20 protein-coding genes are annotated in these 22,300 nt (G+C 44.5%); 18 read left to right on the top strand and 2 right to left on the bottom strand.

Translation table 11 applies throughout. From position 1 onward, the window contains the following. The first annotated feature begins 85 nt into the window (after nucleotides 1–85). The 7 genes from AB4Z30_RS03875 to AB4Z30_RS03845 all read left to right on the top strand — a co-directional run bounded on the left by AB4Z30_RS03875 (nucleotide 86) and on the right by AB4Z30_RS03845 (nucleotide 7,880). Entirely contained in the window at nucleotides 86–439 is a 354-nt protein-coding gene (locus tag AB4Z30_RS03875) for an MmcQ/YjbR family DNA-binding protein (protein ID WP_441923459.1), read from the top strand. A gap of 69 nt (nucleotides 440–508) precedes the next feature. Beyond that, nucleotides 509–1,408: an alpha/beta hydrolase gene (locus AB4Z30_RS03870; RefSeq protein WP_441923457.1), complete on the top strand. Its 900-nt coding sequence runs from the start codon at nucleotides 509–511 to the stop codon at nucleotides 1,406–1,408. A gap of 181 nt (nucleotides 1,409–1,589) precedes the next feature. Next, nucleotides 1,590–3,134, top strand: coding sequence for a hypothetical protein (locus AB4Z30_RS03865; protein WP_441923455.1), 1,545 nt, complete (start codon nucleotides 1,590–1,592; stop codon nucleotides 3,132–3,134). A 360-nt stretch (nucleotides 3,135–3,494) separates the two neighbouring features. Beyond that, nucleotides 3,495–4,649, top strand: a complete 1,155-nt coding sequence (locus AB4Z30_RS03860) for a type III polyketide synthase (RefSeq protein ID WP_441923453.1) — start codon at nucleotides 3,495–3,497, stop codon at nucleotides 4,647–4,649. Further along, nucleotides 4,636–5,364, top strand: coding sequence for a methyltransferase domain-containing protein (locus AB4Z30_RS03855; RefSeq protein ID WP_441923451.1), 729 nt, complete (start codon nucleotides 4,636–4,638; stop codon nucleotides 5,362–5,364). Before AB4Z30_RS03860 ends, AB4Z30_RS03855 begins: the two co-directional genes overlap by 14 nt. Beyond that, the gene (locus AB4Z30_RS03850) at nucleotides 5,361–6,500 is read left to right on the top strand and encodes an NAD(P)/FAD-dependent oxidoreductase (protein ID WP_441923449.1); all 1,140 of its coding nucleotides are present in this window, start codon (nucleotides 5,361–5,363) and stop codon (nucleotides 6,498–6,500) included. The genes AB4Z30_RS03855 and AB4Z30_RS03850 overlap by 4 nt, the downstream gene beginning before the upstream one ends. A 189-nt stretch (nucleotides 6,501–6,689) precedes the next feature. Further along, nucleotides 6,690–7,880: an aminotransferase-like domain-containing protein gene (locus AB4Z30_RS03845; protein WP_441923447.1), complete on the top strand. Its 1,191-nt coding sequence runs from the start codon at nucleotides 6,690–6,692 to the stop codon at nucleotides 7,878–7,880. A 190-nt stretch (nucleotides 7,881–8,070) separates the two neighbouring features. Here the strand turns inward: AB4Z30_RS03845 and AB4Z30_RS03840 are convergent, their stop codons facing one another. Then, complete coding sequence (locus AB4Z30_RS03840) at nucleotides 8,071–9,120, bottom strand: LLM class oxidoreductase (protein WP_441923445.1); 1,050 nt, start codon at nucleotides 9,118–9,120, stop codon at nucleotides 8,071–8,073. A gap of 113 nt (nucleotides 9,121–9,233) precedes the next feature. Between AB4Z30_RS03840 and pdxR the strand changes: the two genes are divergently transcribed. The 3 genes from pdxR to AB4Z30_RS03825 all read left to right on the top strand — a co-directional run bounded on the left by pdxR (nucleotide 9,234) and on the right by AB4Z30_RS03825 (nucleotide 12,508). Then, entirely contained in the window at nucleotides 9,234–10,685 is a 1,452-nt protein-coding gene (pdxR, locus tag AB4Z30_RS03835; protein ID WP_441923443.1) for a MocR-like pyridoxine biosynthesis transcription factor PdxR, read from the top strand. A 279-nt stretch (nucleotides 10,686–10,964) separates the two neighbouring features. Next, nucleotides 10,965–11,876, top strand: coding sequence for a CPBP family intramembrane glutamic endopeptidase (locus tag AB4Z30_RS03830; RefSeq protein WP_441923441.1), 912 nt, complete (start codon nucleotides 10,965–10,967; stop codon nucleotides 11,874–11,876). Between the two features lie 17 nt (nucleotides 11,877–11,893). Further along, nucleotides 11,894–12,508: a TetR/AcrR family transcriptional regulator gene (locus tag AB4Z30_RS03825; protein ID WP_441923439.1), complete on the top strand. Its 615-nt coding sequence runs from the start codon at nucleotides 11,894–11,896 to the stop codon at nucleotides 12,506–12,508. Nucleotides 12,509–12,668: 160 nt separating this feature from the next. Here the strand turns inward: AB4Z30_RS03825 and AB4Z30_RS03820 are convergent, their stop codons facing one another. Continuing rightward, the gene (locus tag AB4Z30_RS03820) at nucleotides 12,669–13,094 is read right to left on the bottom strand and encodes a MaoC family dehydratase (RefSeq protein ID WP_441923437.1); all 426 of its coding nucleotides are present in this window, start codon (nucleotides 13,092–13,094) and stop codon (nucleotides 12,669–12,671) included. 204 nt (nucleotides 13,095–13,298) lie between these two features. On the opposite strand from AB4Z30_RS03820, the gene AB4Z30_RS03815 reads away from it, so the two are divergent. From AB4Z30_RS03815 to AB4Z30_RS03780, 8 genes are all read left to right on the top strand, one after another. Continuing rightward, nucleotides 13,299–14,180, top strand: a complete 882-nt coding sequence (locus AB4Z30_RS03815) for an AraC family transcriptional regulator (protein ID WP_441923435.1) — start codon at nucleotides 13,299–13,301, stop codon at nucleotides 14,178–14,180. A gap of 86 nt (nucleotides 14,181–14,266) precedes the next feature. Beyond that, on the top strand, nucleotides 14,267–15,544 hold the full coding sequence (locus AB4Z30_RS03810) for an ABC transporter substrate-binding protein (RefSeq protein WP_441923433.1): 1,278 nt from the start codon (nucleotides 14,267–14,269) through the stop codon (nucleotides 15,542–15,544). A gap of 244 nt (nucleotides 15,545–15,788) precedes the next feature. Next, complete coding sequence (locus AB4Z30_RS03805) at nucleotides 15,789–16,679, top strand: carbohydrate ABC transporter permease (protein WP_441923431.1); 891 nt, start codon at nucleotides 15,789–15,791, stop codon at nucleotides 16,677–16,679. A 15-nt stretch (nucleotides 16,680–16,694) separates the two neighbouring features. After that, nucleotides 16,695–17,576 carry a carbohydrate ABC transporter permease gene (locus AB4Z30_RS03800; protein ID WP_441923429.1) on the top strand — a complete coding sequence of 294 codons (882 nt, stop codon included), beginning with the start codon at nucleotides 16,695–16,697 and terminating at the stop codon, nucleotides 17,574–17,576. Between the two features lie 167 nt (nucleotides 17,577–17,743). Continuing rightward, a complete protein-coding gene (locus AB4Z30_RS03795; RefSeq protein ID WP_441923427.1) occupies nucleotides 17,744–19,531 on the top strand; it encodes a spore germination protein in 1,788 nt (595 codons plus the stop codon). 45 nt (nucleotides 19,532–19,576) lie between these two features. Continuing rightward, nucleotides 19,577–20,692 (top strand): GerAB/ArcD/ProY family transporter, encoded by a 1,116-nt coding sequence (locus AB4Z30_RS03790; protein WP_441923425.1) that lies wholly within the window; start codon nucleotides 19,577–19,579, stop codon nucleotides 20,690–20,692. Between the two features lie 4 nt (nucleotides 20,693–20,696). Continuing rightward, nucleotides 20,697–21,887 carry a Ger(x)C family spore germination protein gene (locus AB4Z30_RS03785; protein WP_441923423.1) on the top strand — a complete coding sequence of 397 codons (1,191 nt, stop codon included), beginning with the start codon at nucleotides 20,697–20,699 and terminating at the stop codon, nucleotides 21,885–21,887. 70 nt (nucleotides 21,888–21,957) lie between these two features. Continuing rightward, nucleotides 21,958–22,176, top strand: coding sequence for a hypothetical protein (locus tag AB4Z30_RS03780; RefSeq protein ID WP_441923421.1), 219 nt, complete (start codon nucleotides 21,958–21,960; stop codon nucleotides 22,174–22,176). The last annotated feature ends 124 nt before the right edge of the window (nucleotides 22,177–22,300 follow it).

Below are 22,300 nucleotides of genomic sequence, written 5' to 3'. Positions count from 1 at the left end.
GGCTGAATCAGATTTACATACAAACATACATTCGTTTAAAATAGAAGATGACGAGTCAAGTTTTTTAAAAAAGGGAGGCAGCACTGTGGTTGATAGCATTATTGATTATTGTCTTGCTAAAAAAGGAGCAGTTAAAGATTTTCCTTTTGGACCTGAAACAGCTGTGATCAAGGTAGCGGACAAAATGTTTGCACTTTTGTTTGAAGGGAATGGAGAGAATAGCCGCTTGAATCTAAAGTGTGATCCGATCATCGCGGAGAATCTGAGAGAGCAACATGAAGCCGTCAAGCCCGGTTACCATATGAGCAAAAAGCACTGGAATACCGTCATGCTGGATGATTCCTTATCAAACGAGGACATTTATGCCATGATTGATCATTCCTATGACCTGATCGTGAAGAAGCTGCCAAAGAGGATTCAGGAGACACTGAGCGAATAGAGAACATAGAGTAAGATGCAGTTTCAGTAACTCTCACCTGTTTGCATTAAAATGAAGGAGTGAATGTGAATGGATCAACAGCAGCAGATAGCCATGGTTCAACAAATGCGTCAGCATAGCTCAGGCAATGATCAGAGTCTCCAACCAAGTGTTACATATGATGTTACAGTAAAAGAATACATGATCCCGACTTCCGCTGGAGAAACGCGAGTTCTGGTATATGTGCCGAATCGAAAACAAACAGATACCGTAACATGGCCCGTATTTTTTAACATGCACGGCGGAGGGTTCGTACTAGGTCAAGCAGACGGGGATGACTCCTGGTGTCGTTTGATTGCAGATCGTGCGGCATGTCTAGTGGTGAACATCGATTACAAGTTAGCGCCTGAACATAAATTCCCAACGGCCGTCTACGAATGTTATGACGTGGTGAAATGGATGCAAACCCACGCAGACGAGTTCTCTGCAAATGTATCAATGTTCGCTATTGGCGGTCATAGTGCGGGAGGTAATCTGGCTGCGGCGGTGTGTTTGCTTAATCGGGAACGTGGGAATGAGTTCCCAATCCTGCTCCAGATTATTGATTATGCTGTACTGGATTTGGCAACAGACCCGGCGGAGAAGCCTAATTTTCCAGAGGCGATTCCAGCCGATGTGGCTAAGACGTTTAATACGATGTATCTGACGAAACCAGAGGATGCTTTGAATCCGCTAGCTTCTCCTGTACTCGCCGATTCATTCTCCAATTTGCCAGAGGCTCTGATCATTACTGCAGAGAGAGATTCTCTCGCCCAAGAGGCACGTACCTACGCGGCGAAGCTGGAGGCAGACGGTGTAAAGGTGACCCACAAAGATTTCGCAGGGGCAGTACACGGTTTTACACATCATGGCGATCTTCAGATGGCTGAAGATGCGTGGTATCTGATGAGTGACAAGTTGAAGGGTATTTTTAACCAAGCTAGCGTTTAAAAAAAGTTAACTTTAGGGGGAGCCGCCGGTAGGCGGCTTTTCGCAGTGCAATGGCAGGGGTTTTCCTAGTGCACGGGCTTTATTCATAAGCTAAACTGGATTTTTAATCCTGGCAAGCTTATATCTCTCAGTTTTATAATAGTGCTGAAAGTTTTACATTACTTTAAGACAGGAGATTAAGATGAGAAAACGTCTTTTTGCAGCATTTTTACTATTTTTGTTGTTTTTTTTAAGTTACACCTTTCCAGAAAAAGTAGCAATGGCTAGTGAAGAAGCTGGAGCAAAGCAAAAAATATATTTTCAATGGAGGTATCATACTTATTCGCAGAACGAAAAGAAAGAGCCTGTTATTCGAAGGACGATTGTAGATTATTCGACTGGTCTGTTTCGTCATGAAGATACGGTAATTGATTTTATAGACACATCAAAGGACTATTCTTTTACAGAAGCATATGGATCGAATACAAAGAGCCCTTGGATCAGGTACAGTACATTAAACACGGCATCTAACCAGCAAATTTTGAAGTATGATAGTCGATCCAACAAGATATCTGTAATCGGAAATGTAAGTAAATCTACAGGTACAATGGATGAAATTTATCCCGATGCGAATATGTATGTTGTCGAAAAAGGACCACGCGAGTATCTTGTATATTTATTGTCAACGAATAAACTAATACATAAGACCAAAGAAAGACCGTCTGAGCACACCAGTCCTTTTGTGACGAATATTATATTCCATAATCATTTTGACCCAGAGCCAACCAAAGGATCGCTATACGTTACGCCAGGGAAATATTATGTTTCTGGTCGGGGTTATGTGGACAATCCCGGTGAATATTCTTACGAGATCAGGCCGGATGGGAGCGAGCGCAAACTGGGCTCCTATAAGAAAAACAATACGGACGACTACGTATATAAAAAAGCATTAACTTCATCAGTAACCTATAAACAAACGCAGAAAAAAAGAGTGTTCAAACACGAACTAATTATAAACGGTAAGGCGCATACGCTTCTCGAATCTAACACTTCCAAAGCGAATTATACATTCGGTGTTGCACAGTTCAGTCCAAACGGGAAATATGTTGTACTCTGGGTAAATTATACGGAGAATGGCCGAAGCGTTTCTGGAAAGGAAGAATACCGTATATTTGACACCTCATCCGCGAAACTAATTCAAACGATACCTATTAATACGACAGGTTCATCTTCAGCGATTAACTTCGGAGTGGGCTGGGCGATTCATTCGGATCACATTATGCAATCTGGATTGTTAAATAACGGTGCATATCGAATTGTCGGGTCTAATCTGATGACGCCTTCCCGAAGCGGAAATGTTATTCGCGCTACAAGTCAGAGAGAATACTTCTACACTTTCGATTTGACGAATTATTTAACCATTAATGATCCTGTACCAGTTAAATATAATGGGGAATATATGAAATTTCAGGGTCAAGGTACATTCAGGGCGATGGACTCTACAATCTATACACCTGTAGATGAATTAATGAAACTGATCGATGGCAGTGTAAATCGCAGTAAGGATGAGATCATCGTGAAATATCAAGACAAGTCTTTCACACTAAATCCGGATAAACAAATTATGTGGAAGAATCGGATCTATTATCCTTTGAGAGAAATATTAACAGGAGTATCGTTAAAATTGCTGGTCGAATCCAATTGGCAAGCTGCGGAAGACTGGAAAGAATTAAGAATCATTGATTAATCTAAGGTCGAGATGAAAAACATACAAGCAGTCAACGAGATATAAATACAACAAAAATAATATAACGCCTTCTAAAGATGAAAGCCGCATCTATATAGCGGAATAATTCACCTAGAAGGTGTTTTTTTCTATGAACTTTTAAAGTTCTCTAAACGGGGCTTCTGAGTAAGCAAACACCTTAATAAAATATACTATCATAGTTAAGAACTCGTCATTGAGAAACAGTGATGTTATGTTACGTTTTCCATCAATTGTGTAGATATTTTATATGGATCAATATCATTCTGGGGATTACAACCTTTTCATAAGGGGTAAGAGGTGTTAATTACAGGAAATCATAACCAAAATCAGGAGGTTATTATGAATCCAAACAACCCGAGTGAAATTGCCATCCTTGGTATGGGGACAGCTCTCCCTGTGCACAAGGTAGCTCAACCGGAAATCGCGGAGCTTATCGCTACTTCACTACATGATCGTCCTGATCTGGCCCGCTTTGCCAAGCGCATTTTCAGATCATGCGGTGTAGAAACACGATATACCGTGGAACCGAGTTATGTTGGCTCTCTGGAAGAATGTCGCTATATCCCTTCGGGTGAACAGCCTGAGATTCCGACGACACGGGAACGAATGGATACATACCAGCGGGAAGCACTCCCTCTGGCGATCAAGGCAGCGGAAGAAGCGATGCATGACGCGCGGATCTCTCCCGAAACGATAACTCACATGATAACGGTTAGCTGCACGGGTCAGTATTTGCCGGGACTCGACGTTCAACTGATCCAACACTTTGGACTTTCTGCTCGTGTGAATCGATTGCCGCTCATTTTTCAAGGCTGTGCAGCAGGATTAAAAGCCATACAGATGGCGCGAGACGTTGTGCGGGGTGCGCCAGGTTCTCAAGTATTGATCGTGTGCGTGGAGCTATGTACACTTCATTTCCAGCCGGTAAAGGATCGGGAGGCACTGTTTGCGGCATCGTTCTTTGGGGATGCAGCTTCCGCATCCATCGTGGGTACGCCGGAAGCTCGGCACAGAGACTACCTGAGTCTGGGAACCGGATATTCGGTACTTTTGCCAGATTCGACGGAGGACATGACTTGGGAAGTGGCTGATTACGGATATGATCTGCATCTGTCGCCCCGAATTCCGAAGTTGCTGGGAAACCATCTCCAAGAAGAGTTAGGTCTTTTGCTACAGAGCGAGCAGCTGCCCGAACTATGGGCGATCCATCCCGGCGGACGAGGAATCGTAGATTCTGTCCAGGAAGTCATGAGTCTAAGAGCGGAACAAACGAAGTATAGTCGGGATATTTTAAGAGATTACGGTAATTTATCCTCGAATACGATTCTGTTTGTGCTTCAGGCGATGCGTATGGATATGAAAAAGCTAGAACAGTTTTCTACAGAAGGCGTGGCGATGGCTTTTGGGCCTGGACTTACGGCAGAATTAATGAAATTTACCTATGTTCCGGCTATAACATCGGTAATGGAGGAGCAGGCTCATGTCCTTCTTTAGAAGATTGGGCAGTCGTGCCAAGGAAGAAGAATTGATGGATGACTTCTCCATGGGCGGAGAAGAATTGCGTGAAGCGCTTCGGCATCTGCGGCGGCTGAATAAAATATTTGCCGCACCCGGCCCCACAGTATCCGGCATCGAAAAATTATGGAACTCCATAGGCACACCGGATCAGCTGACAATTCTGGATGTGGGTGCCGGTTCAGGAGATGTAAATCTGAAGTTGTTGCAATGGGCAAAGGATCAAGGTATAGATATGCATATTACGTTGGTGGATCTGACGGAAGAAGCCTGTGAAGAGGCCAGAGAGCTATTCCGTCACGAGCCGCGTGTTCGAGTACAGCGTGCCGATCTAACTACATTGCCAGATTCTTCGGCCGATATTGTGACCGGATCGCAGTTTATTCACCACTTTGAGGGAGAGCAGCTGGTAGATATGGTTTCACATATGCTGCGAGCTTCCATGTATGGCGTGGTTATCAATGATATCCACCGTCATGCCGTGTCTTATAAGGCGGTGTGGATTACAACAAGGCTTATTTCACGTAATCGTTATATCCGTCACGATGGGCCGCTATCGGTGGCGAAGGGATTCACAGACCAAGATTGGCAGGATCTTAAGCAACGGTTGAACCATGACACGATGACCTATGAGTGGAAACCGTTGTTCCGATATTCTGTGGTGATTCCTCAAAAGGGAGGTATACTAACGTGACGAGATCAACGGATGTGATCATTATCGGGGCGGGTATTGCGGGGAGTAGCTGTGCCATCGAACTGGCGCGGCAAGGGCATCGAACGCTGCTGCTGGATCGTCAGCAGTTTCCACGCCATAAAACATGTGGAGAGTTCATGTCTCCCGAAACGAGGGAGATGCTGGAGCATCTGGGCATCCATCTGCTGGAGCAGCAGAAGACCCCCAGCAGCATGGATCATGCCCGAATAACGATGCCGGATGGTGGGGAGATTGAAGCACCTTTGCCCGGATTGGCATACGGCATAAGCCGATATGAGCTGGATCAGCAGCTGCACCAACAGGCACATATTGCCGGAGCTGAAATCTTGACCAAAGTGAACATCACTTCTATTCAGCAACTGGAGGATCATCGTTATGAAGTAGAAGTTAAACAGGGAAACGAACGAATATGTTATCAAGCGAAGGCTGTCATCGGGGCATACGGTAGTAAAAAACTGCGAGGATCAAGCAGCGCAGAAGGAATCCGAGACGAGACGATCTATGTCGGTGTCAAATCTCATTACAGAGGCATCGACATACCAGCGAGAGTGGAACTCTATTTTTGCGATGGCGGTTATGTTGGAATTTCTCCCATTGAAAATGATACGGTAAACGTTGCAGCGCTCCTGACGCTGGATTCCGTGCAGGGGAGCGGCAAGTCGGTGTCGGAAATTTTGCAGGCAGCAGCCATGACGAATTCAAGTCTCGCAGCCCGTCTGGCAGAGGGTAAAACCGTTCAGGGAACCCAAGTATCCGTTGCACCATTGCAGCTATTCAACGTTCCGGAGCCTTGGTCTGATTATCCGCATACTGGAGATGCGATGATGGTAATTCCACCCCTATGCGGAGATGGAATGTCCATCGCCCTTCGTTCTTCGATACTCTGTGCACGGTGGACAGATGCATACCTTAAGGACGAAATTGACTATACCGAGTGGCAAAGCGAGTACACCCTCGAAGCCAATCGGGAGTTTGCTCCATTGCTTCGAAGGGCGAGAACCATTCAAAATCTGGCTTTTGCGAAAACGAATCGTTTTTATCCGACCCTGGCTCGGCTTTTCCCTGGATTGGCTAGCTATGTTGTCAAGGCTACGAGACTATCTGAGATGAGATGAAGCTGCCGTAGGCGGCTTTTTGTCGTTGTTCAAGGTCATCTTTCGAGCACATTTAGGGCAGAATTCAGAACAATTTGCATGTGAATTGGCGGCGGACACTTTGGCAAATCGAGAAATGCTCGTATAATAGAGTCTAATGTATCATTCGAGACAGAGATCAGATCAGATGCCGAGAGGATGTTATTGAAGATGAATTATACTTTTTCCAACCGGATTGCATCTTTGCAGCCGTCCATTATTCGCGAGATTTTGAAAGCTTCTTCAGGTCAAAATGTAATTCCATTCTCAGCGGGCAATCCCGCGCCGGAGACATTCCCAATTGAAGCGATCCGTACCTTCACTCAATCGATTCTGGAACAAGATCCGGTTACAGCATTGCAATATGGTATCACGGAAGGTTATGTGCCGTTGCGCGAAGCACTCCAGCAGCATTTGGAGCGAAATTTTAACATAGGCAAGCCGTCCGACCAACTCTTTATCGTGTCCGGAGCGCAACAAGGGATTGAGCTTGCATGTAAAGTCCTGTGTAATGAAGGGGACACGATTATCTGTGAAAGTCCTAGTTTTATTGGCTCCTTGAATTCCTTCCGTGCTTCCGGTGCGAAGCTGGCGGGTGTTCCGATGGAAATGGATGGCATGGATATTGATAAGTTAGAACAAGCGCTACAATCCGAGCCGAATGTGAAAATGATCTATGTCATTCCAAGCTTTCAGAACCCAACAGGGGTAACGACGAGTCTGGAAAAACGCAAAGCGATCTATGCATTGGCTAAAAAATATGGCGTGATGATTTTGGAAGATAATCCTTACGGGGAGCTTCGATTCAATGGCGAGGACGTGCCAACCATTAAATCGATGGACGAGGATGGCTTGGTGATCTATGTCGGTTCGTTCTCCAAAATTTTGTCGGCCGGACTTCGGGTGGGCTTTGTACAGGCTCCGCATGAAGTCGTGGAGAAGATGGTTGTAGCCAAGCAGGGGGAGGATGTACATACTGCGATGCTTCCGCAGATCCTGGCTCATCGTTTCATGACCGAGTATGATTATGCCGGACATATTAACCACATTCGTGAAGTCTATCGCAGAAAGGCAACTCTCATGATGGACAAGCTGCAGGAGCATCTGGGTGACGCTGTGACCTATACTCGTCCAGATGGCGGATTGTTCCTTTGGTGTGATCTTCCTGCACATGTTCCGATGGTGGAATATGCCAAAACGGCGGCTGCCCAAGGTGTGGCAGTTGTTCCAGGGAATGCGTTCCTTGTTAATGAACAAGACCCATGCAACGCGATTCGATTGAATTTCTCAACACCATCTGATGAACAAATTGTTAAAGGTGTGGAGATTCTTGGACAAGTGTTAAGAAACTCGTTTTCGTAAAAGGCTTTACCATGTAATTCTTATCTAAAGTCTTCGAAATGGACTGGGACATAACCTAAACCTCTAGATGAAAAAAAAGTGGAATCGTTATTTTGATTCCACTTTTTTGCTATTTAATTAGCACAAGAGGAGTTATCCTTTTGCTATATATTTACTAGCAGAAAATAAGTTGATTCTTGTATTAATTACCTCACCACTCTGTTACCAACGCCTTCGGACCCTCAAGCGTAGGAAAGAGTGGCAGCACTTCCTCAGCCAATTCCTGAATCACCTCAGCAGGAGGACGACTCGAAAATTGAATACCAAGTGCAGCATGATTAACGCCAACTGCTCTCCATTCCTCTAATAGTTCGATTAGACCTGCTCGTCCTGTGCGTAAAATATATCCGCCTCGAAGGGGAGTACGTGGATAACGGACATCTTCTACTAGATCAATCCATTCGTTCGTCATATGGGGCTTGAATATGCCATTAGGTATTTTTTCACGCCAAGCTTTATTTTTTTGCCCCAGCATTTGAGGACCAGATTTATTTACAGTTGCTTCGGGATACGTGAGCCAACCATCACTATTCTGTGCAATCCAATCTAGAGACTGCCTACTTGAACCTGTCACAACGAGAGGAATACCACCTGATGTTGGCTTAGGCAGTAATTCAAGCCCTTTCAATTGTCCCAGAGAAGATTGTATTGCGTCAGTTCTATCCTGTATAAGCTCACGAAAGAACTCCACCGTCTCCCTGAAGCGCTCATCACGTCGCTCTCCGTCTATTCCATAAGCAGGAAATTCATTGGGGCGGTCGCCAGAAGCAATCCCTAGCACGAGTCTTCCGCCTGATAATACATCTAAAGATGCGGCAGCCTTCGCTAGATCGATGGGATGGCGAAGTGTAAAGATCGAGCTTCCTGTTACCATGGAGACGTTTTTGGTTTTTGCCGCAAGATAGGCAAGATAAACAAATGGATCGAATACTTGTCCAGCATCTCCAAAAGCAGGATCGAACAGCGGAATATCTCGTACCCAAACGGCTGCAAAATTTTCTCGATCAATGCTCTCAACGAGGTTTGCTTGACCTTTTAGAACATCCATCTGTCCATTATAAAATGTAAGCGGTAAAAACAGACCGATTGTCAATTGATCTTGAGCAAACATACGGCGAAATCCAGGGTGCTGATTAAAGTTTCCTACCGCTTTTGTTGAGTGATTATGTATTTGTTTTTTTGAAACTATAGGTCCGTTCATTCCTTCTCCTCCTAAAAACAGTGGTAATTCGGTGTACGAGTATCTTTTCAATTCGACCGAAACTGATATAATTGTAACCATACACTGACCCCATAAGTAGTTACAAAACCCGAATGAATTATAGGGTCAGTTTAGTGATAAGGAGAATTAGCATGCTTGATTTAACATTTCTATTGAACAGAGAGTCTGGAGAACCGTTATACACGCAGCTTTACCAATATATTAAGACAAATATTTTGAACGGAAAGTTATCAGCCGGTAGTCGCCTCCCCTCTATACGATCTCTATCTAGCCACCTATGCATTAGCCGTAATACAGTGGATATGGCCTATCAACAGTTATTAGCCGAAGGTTATGTTCAAAGTAAACCAAGAAGTGGCTTATACATTATGGATTTGAAGCTAGAATCATTGCCCTCTTCCCAGACCGTAAGTAAAAAAAGGCTGGAATACAGGCTTCAGGATAAGCCAGCGATTCGATACGATTTTCGTTATGGTGACGTAGATGCTGAGCATTTTCCATTGGCAACTTGGCGTAAGTTATCCAATCAGAGCTTGCTCCAGAACCCGATAAAGCTGTTTTCTTACGGCGACCCGCTGGGAGAACAAGGGCTTCGTTTGGAAATTGCAAATTATTTGCACAGCTCAAGAGGAGTAAACTGTTCACCGGATCAAATTATAATTGGAGCTGGTATTCAGTACCTGCTTGGTGTGTTATCTGGATTAATAGGTGACGTTATTCACGACATTGCGATGGAAGACCCCGGATATGATGGTGTTCGGGCAATATTTGAGCATAAGGGTTTAAATGTTCACTCTATTCCGTTGGAAGCGGACGGACTTCATATTCAAAAGTTATACGAAAGCAATACCCGCATCGTCTATGTTACGCCTTCACATCAGTTTCCCTATGGAATGGTCATGCCCCTTGCCAAGAGAATGCAATTACTGAAATGGGCATCGGATCAGGATGGGATTATTATTGAGGACGATTATGATAGTGAGTTCAGATATGTCGGCAAGCCTATACCTTCCTTGCAAAGTCTGGATACCCAACAGCGAACCGTATACCTAGGTACATTTTCAAAAAGTCTTCTTCCTTCATTACGCATTGCATATATGGTTCTTCCACGGCCCATGTTAGAACTGCACAGTAAACGAGACTACCGATTATATGATCAGACGGTCTCTCATTTTCATCAGCATACCTTAGAGCTGTTTATGAGTAACGGACATTGGGAAGCTCACATTCGCAAGATGAGAAAAGTATATAGACAGAAGCAATCCACACTCATTTCCATGATTCAAAAGTTAATGGGTGCTCAAGTTACAATCATTGGTGAGGATGCAGGACTTCATATTTTGTTGCGTGTCCATAACGGAATGGATGAACATGAGCTCATTGCCACTGCTAAGATGGAAGGGGCTCAAGTCTACCCAGTATCTCCATTTTGGATGCATTCAGATCAAGTGGAGCCATCAATGGTTCAGATTGGTTTTGGTGGATTGAGTATTGAGGATATTATAGAAGGGGTACACAGTCTTTACAGAGCTTGGTTTGAGTAGATTAAGCTCAGACGGTGGCAAAAAAGAGGCTAGGGCTGAATGAGTAGGCCCCTTGCAATGGAATACGTCGAAATTTCTCCACACCGTCTGACGAGCAGATTGATAAAGGTGTGAAGATTTTTGGACAAGTATTGCGCAGTTCGTTCTCGTAAAAACAAAAGCATGACACAAGCCGCCTGCGGGCGGCTTGTGTGCTATTCAGCACTATGAGCAACGGCGATTTACCTGGAGACGGATGGGCCCAACGTTTTTAAACCTTTGACAGAACAACTTCTCACTATGTATATTGTATTTACAGACTATACAGTCGGTAAATACAATAAGAGATGGGTGTGTGTCATGGAAAGAAATTATGGACTGCAACCGCCGATACCCTTCAGCTTCAAATCTGTAGCAGGTTTCCTCCTTATTTTTGTCATTTGGCAGGGCGGCACGTTATTATGGATCAATCTACTTCATACTTTGATGCCTGCTACTCATACTGGATTACCCAGTTTGATCACACTGTATTTGTCTTTTTCTTTCCTAATTTTTGGAGTTTATGTGGTCACCAGATATTTCTTTAAGATTCCTTTTTGTATATTTTTGTTTGAAGGTAAAAGACCTGATTTCCGGAAGTTTACCATGTATTTTTCATGGTATTTTGCGGCACTTATCCTGTATTTACTTGTCGATATTTCTGTGCATCCTCAAGCTTTTGTCCTTCATTTTGACCCGCTTCCGTGGTTAGGTGTACTCATGCTTACTGCTCCTTTGATTTTTTTTCAAAGTGCTGCTGAAGAGATTTTGTTTAGAGGTTACATGTATCGTATGTTCAGATCATTAAGAGGCGGTGCATTCTGCTCCATCTTTGTCAGTTCTCTGGTCTTTTCTCTGCTCCATGGTTTTAATCCCGAAATGCTGCATTACGGAATTTTTGGACCCCTGTATTATTTGCTGGTAGCGTTCTTTTTGGGAACCGTAGCTTACCATACGAATGGTCTGGCCGCTCCCATCGGTATTCATTTTGCCACGAACATTTTTAATACATCCATCTGGGGATATGGAACATCGACGTTGGAAAACATGGGTCTGCAAAATGTTGTATACCGACACACATTAGATATGCCATTTGCATTCTTTGGGATTTTTGTTATCGTTATCTCATATGGTGCTTTTCAATTTTTCAAGCATAAAAGGAACCGTTCATAAGGTTGCGGGAGGAGCTTATGACCAGAAGACGATTGCCAGCAGAAGAAGCTAAAACGATTATTTTAAATCATGCCAAGTCGTTATTTATTGAAAAGGGCTATGATCGAGCTACAATGGATGACTTATGTGTGTTGACACAGATGAGCAAAGGAAACCTATACCATCATTTTAAAAACAAAGAGGTATTGTTTCTAAAGCTGCTCACCCGGCATACCGAACAAATGTCACAAAAATGGCTTCATTTGATGGAGCAATCTTTATCTCCCAGCGAACAGCTGCTTGAAATGGCCGACTTATTGGGAAGAGACTGTGAAAGTCCATTAATCCAGGCACTCGAGGAATATGCCAGAACTCTTTCTAGCGAATCCGAGTCTCTGGCTACATTAAAGGGGATTACAGAAATAGCATATTCTGCGATAAGACAGGTGCTGCAAAAGGGGATAAATCAAGGTGTTTTTATTAATGAAGACATCGAAACATTGAGTTTTGGAGTCATGTCAACATTGGCTGGCGCAACACAGCTCTGTCTGACCATGCCGAATTTAAGCGGAGACGAATATGCAGCTCTGCATGTCAAAGCAGTTAAGTTGCTTTTAAAGGGAGTTTTAATGGATAAACCCGTCATGAAATAAGGGGATATACGTGCCTACCGCATAGGATAACTTTCGGCGATTAGGGATCGTATGAGGGTTGGAGCGAATGATTATAGGCATTTTCTAAGGGAGTCGTTAGCTTTCAATTGTTTGCAGAATACAAACAATCGAAGCTGACGACTCCTTTGCTATCACCGATTCAATTATCCACCAGCGCACTCAATTCTGCCCGAAAAACATTCTGACCCTTTTGGTTATAGGTGCTGAGAAGTACAGTCACCGTGCCATTCCCCGTTCGTCTCGGACGAAGCTCGGTGACTTCAGCGATAACGTGAAGTTCATCCCCAGGATAGACCGGTTTCAGAAATTGAATCTGGTTCATACCTGTTCCTGCGATAATATGCTCACCATACACGCCAACATCGATCCAAAGTCGGAACGTGATGTTCAGCGTCTGCATGCCGGATGCAATCAGACCTCCAAAACGACCTTGTTTTGCTTTTTCCTCATCCAGATGCATATATTGCGGATCGTAGATTTCGGCAAACTGAATGATGTCCTCTCTTGTTAAAACCACAGATCCTGTTTCGTAACGTTGCCCTATTTTAAAATCGCTGAATTTCATGCCTAATCACTCCGATCTCATTGAGATTACCATAGCTTATATTAACATGCTTACATCAGATAACCCTAACCGAAGAGATTCGCTGATTTGGATGTTTGGCCCAATTTTAGTTAGAATATGATAAAAGGGTGAGTCCATTCAGGCTTAAGAATAGAAACAGAAACATGAGACAGATATGCGAGGAAAAAAGAGGAGGCAAATATCATGGGCGTACCTACTTTTCTGGAAACGGGTCACATGGCTGAGGGATTTCCCATTCGGTTAATTTATACAGGCGCAGAATTCAATTATGCCGCACATTGGCATGATGAAGTGGAACTTGTCGTCGTGAATGGAAAGCATGCACGCATTGGGATAAATGAACAGATTTTTGATCTAAACCAAGGGGATATCATCCTGATTAAGCCGGGGGACGTGCATTATTTTATGCCGGGCACCGGACGGCTGACGATTCTGTTGTTTCGGCTCGAATTGTTAACTGGAAGCTTTACGAATGAAGCAGAGATGCAGGAGCTTGGGTCACTTTTTAATCACACGTCCATCATTCCGTCCAGCAGTCAGTACAACCCGAGTCCCTATATTGATGCGATTGCGGCTGAGAAAAAAAATCAAAAACCGGGTTACCGCTGGCTTATGGTATCTCGATTATATGATCTGATCGTTCTGCTACTGCGTACCGCACCTCAGGTTATAGAAAGGGAAAGCGATACATCGCCATGCTGGCCTTGTGTATCCTCCAAAAAGTTCGAGTTTCTTGAAGCGGTCTGCGAGTACCTGGAAGAACACTACGCCGAACCGATTAAGCTGGAGCAGGTGGCAGAACATATGAAGTTCAGTAAGTTCCATATCTGCAAACTATTCAAAGAAATCAAGGGCATCACGTTAATGGAATATTTGAATCATTTTCGCATTATTAAGTCGGAGTGGGCGCTTTTGTTTCGTCAGGAATCCATTTTGGAGATTGCGATCAGTCATGGATTCAACAATGTGAACTCCTATAATCGTCTTTTTAAAAAATACAATAACTGCACGCCGTCCGAATTTCGCAAACGTCATCGTTCCAATATCGCAAAATATCAAGGATGATTGACAATATTTGTGGAGAAAGCCACCGCTCAAATTCTTATACTCAAATAAATTGTAAGCGTTTCCTTTTTAGGGAGGGTACTTTTATGAAGAGATGGTTTAAGCGGTTTGTTGTACCAGTCACGCTGCTTGCAAGTTCAGTATTATTGCTCGCGGGTTGCCAGACAGGTGCATCCAATCAAACGAAGCAGCAAGAGATCACGGTCTGGAGTTTCACGGATGAAGCAGGCTACGCCATTAAAAAATTCGAAGAAAAGTATCCGGATATCAAAGTGAATTTCGTTAACATTCCGGGCAACTTTTACCTCACCAAACTCAAATCAGCACTACAGACCAGTTCGAAGGCTCCCGATGTGTTCATGATTGAAAACGCAAATATCCGGGAGCTGATCGATGTTCCCTATTTGGAAAATCTGTCGCCTCCGCCTTATAACGCTGACGAGTTAATTAAGGAGCAGTATCCTTTTGTGCAGGCCAATGAGAAGGATAGTGAGGGGAATGTAAGGGCCCTTGGTTATCAAGGTACACCTGGAGGTATCTATTATCGTCGTGATTTGGCTAAGGAATATCTGGGTACAGATGATCCGCAGAAAGTAAGTGCTCAGATTGATACATGGGAGAAGATTTTTGCTATCGGAGAAAAAGTACAAGAACAAAGTAGTAACAAGGTACATGCACTGGCGAACTGGAACGGGATAGCTAACTCGTACGGTGGCATTCCTTGGGTGAAAGATGGGAAGCTCGTCATTGATCCTACGTATATGAAGGTGCTTGATCTGGTGCGTGAGGCAAGGGAGCGTCGTGTCCTGGCTGAATACGAGGATGGAAGTGCAGGTTATGCAGCGTCCATGCAAAAAGGTGAAGTGATGTTCTATCCTGCGGCGACTTGGGGATTGCAGTTTACATTCAAAGCGAACGCACCCGATACCGAAGGGTTATGGGGTTTGGCACACGGGCCTTCGTCCTTCAGTTCAGGAGGAACCTACATTGCAATGTATAACCAAAGTGACCAGAAGGATGCCGCCTGGAAATTCATCGAATTTTACAATTTTAATCATGAATTTTTGACAGGACTTGCCAAGGAGCAGGATTACTTTACGAGCAACATGGTCGTGAATGACCAGCTTGCAGACTCCCTGACTTCAGCCTATCTGGGTGGACAAAAGCATTTTGAATTTTTCTCTGAGGCTGCCAAGCAGGTTCCGGTGTATGAACGCACGAAATATGACGGCATTATCAGCACTGATATCTATAGAAACTTGCTGCAACTGTATCTGAACGGCGATATTCAGACAAAGGAAGAAGTGGTGAAACGTATCAAACGTGACGTGCGCTTAAGATTCCCTGAACTAGAAGTGGAGTAAGAGTAAGTTGAACCAATATGGTTACACAAGCACTCCGATGACAGAACAACCTTTCAATCGCTGTTATCCCCAGATTTTTCTGATTCCCTTTTTAAAAGGGGAAAATCCGGTGATAAAGGCGAACGCTCCGCTTTTCCAGGTTTGTTCTGTCCTCTTCGTTTTTTGTGTAAATGCTTAGTTGAACTTACTGGAAGATAAATTAATAAGAGCAGTCATATCCAGGTTAATGATTGGAGGACAGCGTATGTTTGCCAAAACGATTCGCAAGGACCATTTCGGGTACTACTTTATCGCTCCTTTTTTTATCGTGTTTGCCATCTTCGGACTGTATCCGATTCTGTACTCGCTATATATCAGTTTCACGAATTTCGACGGGATCACAAAACCTGAGTTCGTCGGGATTGGTAACTATGTCGCCGTGCTTCAGGACCCGCTGTTCTACAAAACGTTGTTTAACACCCTCTTCATATGGGGGGTGTCGGTTGTACCCCAACTGACGGTATCCCTTGTGCTGGCTTTTATTCTGAACGACAAGTTGTTAAAAGGACGAGATATTTTCCGGGCGGTATACTTCTTCCCTAACATCGTTACGGCTGCTTCGCTCGGTTTGCTTGTCAGTCTGATCTTTGATTGGCAGTCGGGTGGACTGAATCATTTTCTCGTGCAGACAGGGTTAATTCAAGATCCGATCAATTGGAAAGACGACCCCTGGTTTATGCGGCTGATCGTGTCGTCAATCCTGTTTTTCCAGTACTTTGGTTATTCAATGGTCATCTATCTGGCTGGATTACAAGGGATCGATCCGGCGCTGCAAGAAGCGGCCCAGATCGATGGTGCCAAGAAAAAACATATCTTCTTGCACATTATCGTGCCAATGCTCAAACCGATTATATTGTTTCAGATTATTACCTCGATCATTGGGGGCATTCAGATTTTTGACCAGCCTTTTACCTTGACCAATGGTACAGGAGGGCCGGACCGTGCGGCGATGACGAGCATCATGTACCTATATAATGTAGCGTTCCAAAGCACACGTTTTGGATACGGAGCTGCCATTGCATTTTGTCTGTTCATCATTATAATTCTGTTGTCCGTTGTATCCTTCATCATGACCAAACGGAAGAGCCGTTCATAGGGAGGGAGAGATTGTATGCAAACTGCCAAGGTTACCGCGCAGCGGGATGCCGTGCTTCAACATCATGCGCTTCGTCAGCGGCTGACACTGGGGAAAATCCTCATTTATCTGTTTCTGATCGCTCTCGCCGTATTGTGTGTGATTCCGTTTTACCTCATGTTGATCTATTCCACACATAACAACGCGTCCATTGCTTCAAGCTTTACGTTTCTTCCGGGTACGTTTCTGATCGAAAATTATGTGAATATGGCTTCCAAAATCAATATCTGGCGCGGCTTCGCCAACAGTTTTTTTATCGCCGGCAGCTCCACGGTGCTGTCACTGTATATCGGTGCTTTAACAGCCTATGGCTTTGCTAAGTTTAACTTCAAAGGACGCACCGGATTGTTTCTGTTTTTGCTCGCAACAATGATGGTTCCGGGTCAACTGGCACTGATCGGGGTATATCGGTTGTTCAGTACGCTTGGCCTGCTGGATAGCTATGCAGCAATTATTTTGCCTGCGGCGGCAAATGCCTTTAATGTATTTTTTATCAAACAATTTATGGAGAGCAGCATTCCCGATGAGATCATCGAATCCTCCCGGGTGGACGGTGCGAATGAGTTCCGGACGTTTAATCAGATTGTATTGCCTATCCTTGGGCCAGCCATCTCTGCACTAGGGATTTTCACCTTTATCGGATCATGGAATAATTTTCTGACACCGCTCGTGCTGTTTTTCTCCCTGGATAAATATCCGCTGCCCGTATTGGTGGCGCTAGTTCAGGGCTACTACGGCATGGATTACGGATTGTTGTATCTGGGCGTAGCGATTTCAATTTTGCCGATTATTGTTGTGTTCGCCGTATTTTCCAAGCAGATTATCGGAAGTGTTGCTTTGGGTGCTGTTAAAGGATAGCTGAAGCACATAATCTGCGTAGTCTTAGTTAAATGTTAGTTGAGAAGAGAGTCGCTCGCGGAGCGGCTCTTTTCGTCATTCCGATTGCATATTTCTGGTGAAGGAAGCAAATGATATCTTTTACTGAGAATACTTGGACGAATCGGTGGAAAGGGGGTGGGGAGCCCATGAGTCAGAACAGTCAAAATACAAATACCAACTCAAGCACTAACTCAAACACAAATACGAACTCAAGTACAAACACCGAATCAAGCACAAATAATAATACAGACACCAATACAAACTCAAGTATCTCGGAACAACAGGATTCGAAGCAAGATACAGAGCAGTCAACCGAACAAAATATGAAACAGGATACAAAAGAAGAACAGAAAGAACAAGAACAAGATCAGCAAGAAAACCAAAACCAAAACCGTGAAAACAGTGAAAAATCAAGACAGAATAAGGATCAAAACGCGAAGAAGAATACGGATCAAAATTCAAACGAAAAAGAGAAAAAGACAGAGAAAAAAGGCAAGGATCAATCGAATCAAGAAGGACAATCGGATCAAGAAAAACAAGAAACGCAGCAGGACTTGCCCTTAACGGGGGATCTGGCCATTGATGAAGAGACATTACGCGCCGTATTTACGGACTGCTCCGATGTGATATTTCATTCATTCGAGACTGCGGGCTTCACCTCGGCACTATGTGTATATTGTGTGGGCTTGTGTGATACCGAGCGGCTTGAGCGTCAGGTATTAGCGCCTGTTCAGGAGATTGGCTTGGAGTCTGCACAGGTTCCTCTATCCTCCGTAAAAACCGTGGAAACGTCCAAACAGGCCGCAGATGCGATATTGGAAGGAGAAGCGCTGCTACTACTGGAAGGCTCCAATGTGGCAACAACGTATCCGCTGTATAAAGCTGCTAATCGTTCCACGGAAGAGCCTCTGGCTGAATCGACGGTTCGTGGTGCAAGGGACGGATTCACCGAATCACTCGCAACAAATCTTTCTTTGGTACGTAAACGGCTCAAAACACCTGCACTAAAATTCCGTACACGTACCGTTGGAGAAAGCTCTAATACCAGCATTGCCCTTGCGTACGTGGAAGGTATCATTGATGCCTCTTTGGTGAAAGAAGTAGAGCAGCGACTGGATCGGTTAAGAGTCCGGGATATTCTGGAAAGTCAGTATATTGAGGAAGATATCATCGATCAGCGATTCTCTCCTTTTCCTCAGATGATTGCTACAGAACGTCCGGACGTTGTGTCCTCCAATCTGATGGAAGGACGATTTGCGATACTGGTGGACGGAACACCGTTCACGCTGGTGGCTCCTGTAACGCTGTTTTCCATGCTACAGTCGCCTGAGGATTACTATCAATATGTGTTTATGAGCGTATTTCTCCGCTGGCTGCGATACGTATTTTATGTTCTATCCTTGTTGCTGCCCTCGGCTTATGTCGCGATCACGACCTATCACCAAGAGATGATTCCTACAGTGCTGCTGCTCAGTATCGCTAGAGCCAGAGAGGAAATTCCTTTTCCTGCACTTGTAGAGGCACTGATTATGGAAATCGCCTTTGAAGCGCTTCGGGAAGCCGGTGTTCGCCTGCCCAAACAGGTAGGTTCCGCAGTCAGCATCGTTGGCGCGCTCATTATTGGACAGGCCGCAACCACGGCCGGCATCGTCTCCGCTCCGATGATTATCATCGTTGCGATCACAGGGATTGCATCCTTTATGATTCCACGATACTCCGCTAGCATTTCGACACGATTGCTTCGTTTTCCCATTATGCTTCTGGCTGGAACACTGGGTTTAATCGGGGTTATGTTGGGTATCATTTTGATCGTCATTCATTTGAGCAGTCTTCGCTCATTTGGGGCGCCGTATCTATCTCCAGTTGCACCGACGAATGCCAAAGGGTTGAAGGATTTGTGGTGGCGTCCAGCACCTTGGAACAAGCCGCGATAGGGATTAAATTGCACTTAATGATGTGGAAGAGGGGCGGGAAGAATCATGTTAACTGACCAAGGAAGAATATCGGAGACACAGCTGGCATTCATGATCTTCCCGGCCGTTATTGCCACTGCGATCTTGTCTGTACCAGGAATCACAATGCATTATGCCGGACATGATATGTGGTTATCTCCCATTATTGGGTCGGTTATAGGACTTGCAGCGATTGGTGTTTCGCTTGGACTTGCGCGGATGTATCCTGGAAAATCCCTCATTCAATCGAGTGTACTCGCAGCTGGTCTCATTCCAGGCAAGCTTATGGGACTTATTTATATTTTGTTCATGCCTCATCTAACCGGGCTGATTATTCGGGAATATGGAGAGTTCATTGCAAACAATGCTCTTCCACGTACACCGATGTTYGTGATCATGGGCACGATGTTGCTGGTATGTGCGATTAATGTCAGACTTGGCATTGAGGTGGTTGGAAGAACTGCACAAGTGTTTGTGACTCTGGTGCTGGTGATGCTCGGTCTCGTCTTTGTACTGCTCATCGGAGATTTGAATCCGGCTGAATTATTTCCTTTTATGGAAAATGGGCCAATGCCTGCCATCAAAGGAGCGCTCGCTCCTGCAGCCTGGTTCAGTGAATATATCGTGATTGCCTTTCTGCTGCCGTATGTGAATCGCAAAAAAAGAACCACTCGTGTGATGCTCGGATCTTTGTTAACAACAACAATAGTGATGACCGTTATTAATGTGGTATGTCTCTTTTTAACTGGAGATTTGACAGATACATTTGTTTTTCCGGTGATGATTGCCGCCCGGTACATTACGATTGCAGACTTTTTACAACATATTGAATCCCTTATTATTGCCGTGTGGATCTTTGGCATGTTTGTGAAGGTTTCCGTGTTCCTGTATATATCTGTGACGTCGACAGCGGAATGGTTTGGTCTGAAGGATTACAAACCGCTAGTGAGCCCGCTTTCCTTTCTCTGTATGATTTTTTCGTTTTGGGTAGCTTCCAGCAGTTCAGGATTATCCAGTTTGGTGAGTCCTTCAGCCAATTTGTATACGATCACCGTTTTGCTGGTTCTTCCAGGGTTGACTTACGGGATAGCATGGGTGAAGAAGGGGTGGGCTTATGTACGAGAAAAACGTACGGATGTCTGATCCCATGAAAAAAAAATTGATTACAGTATTTAGAATAGGGCTTCTTGGCTGCTTAAGCTGCATATTGCTCACGGGATGCTGGGATCGCATCGAAATTAACGATCTCGCCATTGTGCTTGCAACCGGGGTGGATTACAAAAACGATCAGGTTGAACTGACATCACAGATATTTATTCCCCGCAAAGCAGGAGGAGGAGACAGCACCGGCAGTGGAGGCAGCCCAAGCGGGGTAACACTAACTCGATCGGCTGAAGGCCATACTATTGCTGAGGCTTTGAATCGCTTGCAACGGAAAGTGCCGAGAAATATGTTTTGGGGACACTGCGAAGTAATTGTATTTAGCGAAGACGCCGGAAAAAAAGGCATACGCGAATTCATTGATTTTTTCCTGCGATACCCCCAGATCAGGGAACATGCTTATGTTTTTTCGACACCTGACCCTGCCAAGAACATTCTTGCCTTGCTGGACCCACTGGAACGAAGCTCAGCGGAATCTTTGCGTGAGATGGCCAATATGAAACTGGGTACACGGATAACCGTTCTGGAACTCGCTCAATCGATCGAAGGCCCTAACCAATCTGTCATTTTGTCCCGAATGTTGTCTCTTCCACCAGACGAGGGGCAGGATAAATTAACAACGACACCATATATCAAAGGACTAAGTCTCTATAAGGGTGATACGTTTAATCGGAGTGTACAAGAGCCGTTAACGGTCGGTATTTTAATGCTCGCTAATGAATTAAACAACATTATCATGCCCGTAAATGTAGAGCCTGAGAGAGGTTCTTTTTCGATCCAGCCGCTAGAAGTGAAGACGATTTTGAAGCCGAATATTTCGGGTTCACAGTGGAGCATGCAGGTGGATGTACAGGCAAGGGGAGAGGTGTTGTTGAATACAACCAACGGGAATCTTACAGATCCTGCTGTGTTGAAAAAGCTGGAAGAAACCTGGGCATCACAACTGAAAGAAATGGCTAAATCAGCCCTTCGGTTATCCCAGCGAGAGATGCGAACGGATCTGTTTAAGTTCGCGGTGGAGTTTCGCAGATTTTATCCGAAACAGTGGAAGGAACAGGAGAAGAGATGGGAGGAGATTTACTCCGACATGGATGTGGATCTCCAGATACATGCACAGGTTGTACGTACAGGTAAATCTGCTGGGCCTCAGGGAATTCCGGATGAGCAGGGGAGATGAGGGTATAACCGTGGCAGTATTAGCATTACTTATGGGGATACGAGATATGATGGACAGAAGGTGATAAGTTATGAAAATTGCTTCTATGCTTGGTATTTTGTTGTTAGCCAGCACGATCATCTATGTAGAATGGAAACGTAGCGAAGAAAAAAAAGTCAGGATGATCACAGCAGGAGTCACTGCTATCAGTGCGGTCATCGGCACGATCCTGTTATTTGATCCCCGTTTGCCGGGTCCGGGTGTGATCATTAAGCTGCTGTTTGGAGGTATAGATAAATTCATGAAATGAAAGAGAAGGTGATGAAATAAGAGAGCGGTGTTGTATTGAAAAAAATAAGTTAAAAAGCGTGAATGAGAAAACCGCATACAGGAACAACAGTAAAAAAGAAGTACACAAAAAAAGCCAGCTCCTC

The organism is Paenibacillus sp. 2TAF8, assembly GCF_052114825.1.
Taxonomy (GTDB): Bacteria; Bacillota; Bacilli; order Paenibacillales; family Paenibacillaceae; genus Paenibacillus.
Note: the sequence above shows the minus strand (reverse complement) of the source record. Positions and strands in the feature narration are given on the sequence as shown.

Bases quoted from the DNA above. Each gene is read 5' to 3' on its own strand.
- AB4Z30_RS03870 (WP_441923457.1), top strand. From the start codon at position 509: ATGGATCAACAGCAGCAGATAGCCATGGTTCAACAAATGCGTCAGCAT.
- AB4Z30_RS03865 (WP_441923455.1), top strand. From the start codon at position 1,590: ATGAGAAAACGTCTTTTTGCAGCATTTTTACTATTTTTGTTGTTTTTT.
- AB4Z30_RS03860 (WP_441923453.1), top strand. From the start codon at position 3,495: ATGAATCCAAACAACCCGAGTGAAATTGCCATCCTTGGTATGGGGACA.
- AB4Z30_RS03855 (WP_441923451.1), top strand. From the start codon at position 4,636: ATGTCCTTCTTTAGAAGATTGGGCAGTCGTGCCAAGGAAGAAGAATTG.
- AB4Z30_RS03845 (WP_441923447.1), top strand. From the start codon at position 6,690: ATGAATTATACTTTTTCCAACCGGATTGCATCTTTGCAGCCGTCCATT.
- AB4Z30_RS03840 (WP_441923445.1), bottom strand. From the start codon at position 9,120: ATGAACGGACCTATAGTTTCAAAAAAACAAATACATAATCACTCAACA.
- pdxR (WP_441923443.1), top strand. From the start codon at position 9,234: ATGAATTATAGGGTCAGTTTAGTGATAAGGAGAATTAGCATGCTTGAT.
- AB4Z30_RS03830 (WP_441923441.1), top strand. From the start codon at position 10,965: ATGTATATTGTATTTACAGACTATACAGTCGGTAAATACAATAAGAGA.
- AB4Z30_RS03825 (WP_441923439.1), top strand. From the start codon at position 11,894: ATGACCAGAAGACGATTGCCAGCAGAAGAAGCTAAAACGATTATTTTA.
- AB4Z30_RS03820 (WP_441923437.1), bottom strand. From the start codon at position 13,094: ATGAAATTCAGCGATTTTAAAATAGGGCAACGTTACGAAACAGGATCT.
- AB4Z30_RS03815 (WP_441923435.1), top strand. From the start codon at position 13,299: ATGGGCGTACCTACTTTTCTGGAAACGGGTCACATGGCTGAGGGATTT.
- AB4Z30_RS03810 (WP_441923433.1), top strand. From the start codon at position 14,267: ATGAAGAGATGGTTTAAGCGGTTTGTTGTACCAGTCACGCTGCTTGCA.
- AB4Z30_RS03805 (WP_441923431.1), top strand. From the start codon at position 15,789: ATGTTTGCCAAAACGATTCGCAAGGACCATTTCGGGTACTACTTTATC.
- AB4Z30_RS03800 (WP_441923429.1), top strand. From the start codon at position 16,695: ATGCAAACTGCCAAGGTTACCGCGCAGCGGGATGCCGTGCTTCAACAT.
- AB4Z30_RS03795 (WP_441923427.1), top strand. From the start codon at position 17,744: ATGAGTCAGAACAGTCAAAATACAAATACCAACTCAAGCACTAACTCA.
- AB4Z30_RS03785 (WP_441923423.1), top strand. From the start codon at position 20,697: ATGAAAAAAAAATTGATTACAGTATTTAGAATAGGGCTTCTTGGCTGC.
- AB4Z30_RS03780 (WP_441923421.1), top strand. From the start codon at position 21,958: ATGAAAATTGCTTCTATGCTTGGTATTTTGTTGTTAGCCAGCACGATC.